We start from the raw sequence: 6,260 nt of genomic DNA on the forward strand, positions 1-6,260 counted from the left end.
GCGCCTTCTTCGCCGGGGCGCAGAGGGCGCGTGGCGAGGGCGGGAAGGGGGCGCTCGGGGGTGAGGCCGGTGAGGCGGAGGGCGAGTGAGGTGAGGGGGCGCAGGCGGGCGACGGCGTTGAGGGGGCGGGCGAGCGGCGCGGCGGCGCGGAGCCAGGCGGGCAGGCGCCCGAGGGCGTAGTGGCTCGCGGGGCGGAGGCGTCCGGCGTAGTGGTGGTGGAGGAATTCGGCTTTGTACGTGGCCATGTCGACGCCGACCGGGCAGTCGCTGCGGCAGCCCTTGCACGAGAGGCAGAGGTCGAGCGCGTCGCGGACTTCGGGCGCGCGCCAGCCGCCTGTGACGACCTCGCCCGCGAGCATCTCGTGGAGCAGGCGGGCGCGGCCGCGTGTGGAGTGTTCCTCGGCGCCGGTGGCGCGGAAGGAGGGGCACATCACGGAGGTGCCGTGGGTGCCGCCGGGTTCGCGGCACTTGGCGACGCCGACGCAGCGGCGGACGGCGGCGGAGAAGTCGCCGCCGTCGTGCGGGTAGCCGAAGGCGACGTCGACGGGTTCGCGGGGCAGGACGGCGAAGCGGAGGTTCTCGTCAAGTTTGGCGGGGCGGACGAGGATGCCGGGGTTGAGGAGGTCGTCGGGGTCCCATACGGCCTTGACCTGGGCGAACAGCGCGGTCAGCTCGGGCCCGTACATCACGGGGAGGAGTTCGGCGCGCGCCTGGCCGTCGCCGTGCTCGCCGGAGAGGGAGCCGCCGTGCGCGACGACGAGGTGCGCGAGTTCTTCGGAGAAGCGCCGGAAGACGGCGATGCCGGGCGCGCTGAGCAGGTCGAAGTCGATACGGACGTGGACGCAGCCCTCGCCGAAGTGTCCGTAGGGCGTGCCGTGCAGGCCGTGTTCGGCGAGGAGCGCGCGGAACTCGCGGAGGTACGGGCCGAGCCGGGCGGGCGGGACGGCGACGTCTTCCCAGCCCGGCCATGCCTCGACGCCGTCGGGGCCGCGTGTCGCGGTGCCCGCGGCGTCCTCGCGGACGCGCCACAGGGCACGTTGGGCGGCGGGGTCGGTGACGACACGCGCCTCGAGTGCGCCTGCCGCGCCCGCGAGGAGGCGGGCGTGGTGGGCGGCCTCGGCCGGGTCGCCGCCGCCGGTCTCGGCGAAGAGCCACGCGCCGCCGCGCGGCAGCGACGTGCTGTCCGGTACGAGGTCGGCGGCCATGCCCTCGACGGTGAGCGGGGAGAACGGCAGTAGTCCGGCGGCGGCCTCGGCGGCCTCGCTCTCGTCCGCGTACCCGAGGACCGCGAGAGCGCGGGCCGGGGGCGCTTCGACGAGCCGTACGCGCGCCTCGGTGAGCACCCCGAGCGTGCCCTCGCTGCCGCACCAGGCGCGGGCGAGGTCGGTGCCGCGCTCGGGGAGGAGGGCGTCGAGCGCGTACCCCGAGATGCGGCGCGGGAGGGCGGGATAGGCGGTGCGCAGGAGTGCGAGGTGGGTGTCGACGAGGGAGCGGAGGGCGTGGGGGGCGGGCGGCGTTCCGGGCGGTCCGGCCTGTCCGGGGGGCGTACGGGCGGATTCGGCAGGCGTACGGGCGGATTCGGGGCGCGTACGGTCCGGCCCGGCCGGCGGGCGCGTGTCCCAGCCGCGTGCGAGGTGGTGGGAGGTGCCGTCGGCGGCGAGGACGTCGAGGGTTTCGGTGTTGTCGGCGGTCGTGCCCCAGGCGACGGAGTGGGCGCCGCAGGAGTTGTTGGCGATCATGCCGCCGAGGGTGCAGCGGGCGTGGGTGGAGGGGTCGGGGCCGAAGGTGAGGCCGTGGGGGGCGGCCGCGGCGCGGAGGGTGTCGAGGACGAGGCCGGGCTGGACGCGGGCGGTGCGGGTGCCCGGGTCGAGGTCGATCAGGCGGTTCATGTGGCGGGTGAGGTCGAGGACGATGCCGGTGCCCGTGGCCTGTCCGGCGATCGAGGTGCCGCCGCCGCGTGGTACGAGCGGGACGCCGTGCTCGCGACAGGCGGCGAGGGTCGCCGCGATGTCGTCGCTGTCGTAAGGGGCGACGACGCCGAGCGGGACGCGGCGGTAGTTGGAGGCGTCCATCGTGGTGAGCGCGCGGGCCCCGGGCGAGAAGTCGACGGTGCCGCGCACGGTGCGGGTGAGGGTGCGGTGGAGGGCGGCGAGGGTGTCGGGGGCGGGGCGGGGGTGCGGGCTCATGGGGTGTCATCTTTCCCGGGCGGAGTGGGGAGTACGCCGGGGAGAGGGCGATCGCCGTCTATCGGAGGGGTTCGAGTTCACTGGGATGAGTGAGCGGATTTTTTATTTCCGGGAGTTATCCACAGATTTGGCGGGGTGGGGGTGGGAGGTGGGAGATTTGCGGAAGAATGTATGAAGGGGAGCCCCCCCGGGAGGGAGGGGACTGTCCGGGGGCCGGTTTGCCGAGGCCCAGCGCCTCCGCGCCCCCAGCCCCCGCCCCGACACCCCAGCCATCACCCGGCGCCCCAGCCGTCACCCGGCGCCCCACCCCTCGCCCGCTCGCCCACCTCCGCCCACCCCACCCCACCCCCACCCCCGTCTCACCCAACGAACCCCCGCCCCGCCCCGCTTCCGCGCGGGTTACGCTCGGCCCGTGGCCGATATCCAGATTCCCGCTGACATCAAGCCCGCCGACGGCCGGTTCGGCGCGGGTCCCTCCAAGGTGCGGAAGGAGGCGCTGGACGCGCTGGCCGCGACCGGTACCTCTCTCCTCGGGACCTCTCACCGCCAGGCTCCCGTGAAGAACCTCGTGGGCAGGGTCCGCGAGGGGCTCTCCTCGCTCTTCTCCCTCCCCGAGGGGTACGAGGTCGTCCTCGGCAATGGCGGCTCCACCGCCTTCTGGGACGTCGCGACCCACGGGCTCATCGAGAACAAGTCCCAGCACCTGAGCTTCGGCGAGTTCTCCTCCAAGTTCGCGAAGGCGGCGAAGCTCGCGCCGTGGCTCGCCGAGCCGACCGTGGTCTCCTCCGAGCCCGGTACGCACCCCGAGCCGAAGGGTGAGCCCGGCGTCGACGTCTACGCCCTCACCCACAACGAGACCTCCACCGGTGTCGCCGCGCCCGTGCGCCGCGTCGACGGTGCCGACGAGGGCGCGCTCGTCCTCGTGGACGCCACCTCGGGCGCGGGCGGGCTCCCGGTCGACATCGCCGAGACGGACGTCTACTACTTCGCGCCGCAGAAGAACTTCGGTTCCGACGGCGGGCTGTGGATCGGTCTCTTCTCCCCGGCCGCGCTGGAGCGCGCCGAGCGCGTGCACGCTTCCGGCCGGCACGTGCCCGAGTTCTTCAGTCTTCCGACCGCGATCGACAACTCGCGCAAGAACCAGACGTACAACACCCCGTCGCTCGCGACGCTGTTCCTCCTCGCCGAGCAGCTCGACTGGTTCAACGGCCAGGGCGGCCTCACGTGGACCACGGGGCGCACCGCCGCCTCGGCGCAGGCGCTCTACGGCTGGGCGGAGAAGGTCTCGTACGCGAGCCCCTTCGTCGCGGACCCGGCACAGCGCTCCGCGGTGATCGGCACGATCGACTTCGACGACGCGATCGACGCGGCGGCGGTGGCGAAAGTGCTGCGCGCCAACGGCATCGTCGACACCGAGCCGTACCGCAAGCTGGGCCGCAACCAGCTCCGCGTCGCGATGTTCCCGACCATCGACCCGGCGGACGTCGAGGCGCTGACGGCCTGCGTGGACTACGTCATCGACCACCTCTGAGCGGTCCGGCCGCGGCAGCGACCGCGGTCAGGTGCGCGTGAAACGGCGCGTACGGTCCGGCGCCAACGGTTCCGCCGCGTACCGCCTCCGCTACGTACGAAGGGGCGCTCCCGACTTGTCGGGGGCGCCCCTTCGCCGTGCCGGGCCGCCGGCCGCCCCGGTCGAAACGGGCGGTGAATCAGGCGGCGAACCGGTCGGCCCACCGGGCGGATCGGCGATTGTCAGTGGCGTCGACTACTGTTCGCGACCATGAAGACACACACGGTCAGTACGTCATTTCCCGGCCCGCTTCCCCCGCAGGCGCCGCAGCCCGTACAGCGCGGCTCCGGCGAGCACCACGACGAGGACGGCCTTGCCCGTCGTGCCGCCGCCCTTGCCCGCGCCGTCCTGGTCGCCGTCCTCCTGGCTCGCGCCGGACCCGCCCGTGTCCGAGCCGCCACCCTGTTGTCGTCCTTGTCCCTTGCCCTGCCCCGGCGTGGGCTTCTCCGAGGCTCCGGGGGTCGGCGAGGGCTGCACGGGGGCCTCTTCGGGGCGTACCTCGCTGCGGGCGCCCTCGGAGCCGTACATGAGCGTCGTGCCGTCCGTGGTCCACGTGAGCGATTCGCCCTGCCGCTGGAGCGGCACCGCGAGCCGCCCGGCCGCCTTCGGGTGCCCGTCGTTCCAGTGGTAGTACGTGCCGCCGAAGTAGCCGCGCAGGGCGAGGGTGCGGCCGTCCGGCGAGAAGGCGCCGTCCGTGACCCACAGGTCGACGGGGGCGACCTTGCGGAAGACGTTGGTGCCCGTCGCCGAGAGCTTCGCGGGGCCCTCGTAAAGGTTCCCGCCGCTCTCCCGCTTGGACGCGATGTACACCCGCCCGGTCTTCGGGTGCACCATGAGCGCCTCCGCGTTGCGCGGGCCCCCCTCGTACTGGACGGTGTACTGCGTCGCGCGCACGGTCTGGTCGTGCAGTTGCTTTGGCTCCGGCAGCGCGTAGATCCACACGTGCGGCCAGCTTCCGTCGAGGTTGTCGCCGATGTCGCCCACGTAGAGGCGGCCGTCGGGGCCGAGCGAGATCGCCTCGACGTCCCGGGGCGAGCCGATGCCGCTGAGGGTGATCCGGGCCAGGGTGCGGCCCGAGCGGCCGTCGATCGCGTAGAGGTAGGGGCCGTCGTCGCTGTCGTTGTGCGTCCAGTAGACGCCGGGGTGCAGGCGGCTCGCCGCCAAACCGGAGGACTCGGTGACGCGTGCGTCCTCGATCGTGAACGCCGGGTGGTCGTCGGCGGCGTACGCGGGCGCTCCGGGGCCGAGGAGCAGCCCGCCGCACAAGGCGGTGACCGCGGCGAGCGGTGCGAGGGAGCGCGCGCGGGAGCGCCGGACGGGCGGGAGCGGGCGACGGCGCCGGAGACCTGTCATGGGGCCAGTCTCCCAAGATCCGCGACGGGGCGGAGCGGGCCGCCCCGCGCCGGCCGGCACGTGGCGCGTCTCACGCCGGCCCGGGGCCACAAGGCGGCCACCGGTGGGCACGACCGGTGCGGGGCTCCCCGATGATGGGGGCCATGCGTGCCTCGGTTCCCCCGCGTTTCCTCCTCGTCGGCGACAGCCAGACCATCGGCAAGGCCGGTGACCACACCTGGCGGTACCGGCTGTGGCGGCACCTGCGGAGCTGCCTCGGCGAGGACGGTTTCGCCTTCGTCGGCCCGCGCGAGGCCCTGTACGACGCCGAGGCCGACGCGGCCGTCTCGTACGCGTACCCGGACGGGGACTTCCCGCCGCACGCCCGGCGACACCTCGCCGGCTGGGGCGAGGGCTGGCAGCACATGGTGCCGCTCGTCGGGCCGACGGTGCGCGAGAGCGGGGCGGACGTGCTGCTCGTCGCGCTCGGCCTCATCGACCTCGGCTTCTACACCAACCCGGAGCAGACGGCGGCGAACGCGCGGCGCTTCCTGACCGCCGCGCGGGAGGCGAGGCCGGGGGTGCGGGCCGTGGTGCTGCCCGTGGTGCCGAACGTACGGGCCCTGCGGGAGCCGGAGTTCGGGGTGCAGGTGGAGGGGTTCAACGAGTTGCTCGCCAAGCTCGTCGCGGACCTGGACTCGCCCGCGTCGCCGCTGCTCCTGGCGACGGCTCCGGCGGACTGGGACCTGGAGCGCGACACGTACGACGGGACGCACCCGGGGCCGGCCGGGGAGCACAAGCTCGCGGCGGCGTTCGCCACGGCGCTCCACCAGGGCTGGGGGATCGGGGGTCCGTATACGGGGGTGTGAGGGACCCGTGGTCAGGAGGGATGGGCGCGGGCGGCCTCCGGGTCGGGCGTCAGGTGTGTGCCGCCGAGCGGTGCAGCCGGTCGAGCGCCAGGGCGAGTTGGAGGCGCAGGCGGCCCGCGGGCTCGCGGACGTTCCAGCCGAGGAGGCGCTCGGCGTGGGCGAGGCGTTCCTGAAGCGTCGAGTGGTGCACGTTGAGCGCGGCGGCGGCCGTGCGCAGGCTCGCGTGCGCCGCGACGGCGTGCAGGGTGAGGAGCGCCCAGGGCGCGGCGGCGTGGGCGCGGCGCAGCGCGACCACGTCGGGGA

Annotated in this window: 5 protein-coding genes; 2 read left to right on the forward strand and 3 right to left on the reverse strand. The window is 74.3% G+C overall.

Annotation, left to right across the window (positions count from 1 at the left end):
• Positions 1-2,186 (reverse strand): FAD-binding and (Fe-S)-binding domain-containing protein (locus tag G3I42_RS33570; protein WP_164291446.1); only part of this gene is annotated, 2,186 nt, incomplete at its 3' end.
• A gap of 412 nt (positions 2,187-2,598) precedes the next feature.
• Between G3I42_RS33570 and serC the strand changes: the two genes are divergently transcribed.
• On the forward strand, positions 2,599-3,717 hold the full coding sequence (serC, locus tag G3I42_RS33575; protein WP_164291447.1) for a phosphoserine transaminase: 1,119 nt from the start codon (positions 2,599-2,601) through the stop codon (positions 3,715-3,717).
• A gap of 273 nt (positions 3,718-3,990) precedes the next feature.
• On the opposite strand, the gene G3I42_RS33580 is transcribed toward serC, so the two are convergent.
• On the reverse strand, positions 3,991-5,109 hold the full coding sequence (locus G3I42_RS33580) for a WD40 repeat domain-containing protein (RefSeq protein ID WP_164291448.1): 1,119 nt from the start codon (positions 5,107-5,109) through the stop codon (positions 3,991-3,993).
• A gap of 143 nt (positions 5,110-5,252) precedes the next feature.
• Between G3I42_RS33580 and G3I42_RS33585 the strand changes: the two genes are divergently transcribed.
• Complete coding sequence (locus G3I42_RS33585; RefSeq protein WP_164291449.1) at positions 5,253-5,957, forward strand: GDSL-type esterase/lipase family protein; 705 nt, start codon at positions 5,253-5,255, stop codon at positions 5,955-5,957.
• Positions 5,958-6,006: 49 nt separating this feature from the next.
• Here G3I42_RS33585 and G3I42_RS33590 read toward each other — a convergent pair.
• Positions 6,007-6,260: helix-turn-helix domain-containing protein (locus tag G3I42_RS33590; protein ID WP_203607684.1), on the reverse strand; the 254-nt coding region annotated here is incomplete at its 5' end.

It is taken from the genome of Streptomyces sp. SID11385 (assembly GCF_010548245.1).
Classification (GTDB): domain Bacteria; phylum Actinomycetota; class Actinomycetes; order Streptomycetales; family Streptomycetaceae; genus Streptomyces.

What these genes read in the sequence shown, in the direction of transcription:
- G3I42_RS33580 (WP_164291448.1), bottom strand. Translation starts at nt 5,109, where the DNA reads ATGACAGGTCTCCGGCGCCGTCGCCCGCTCCCGCCCGTCCGGCGCTCC.
- G3I42_RS33585 (WP_164291449.1), top strand. Translation starts at nt 5,253, where the DNA reads ATGCGTGCCTCGGTTCCCCCGCGTTTCCTCCTCGTCGGCGACAGCCAG.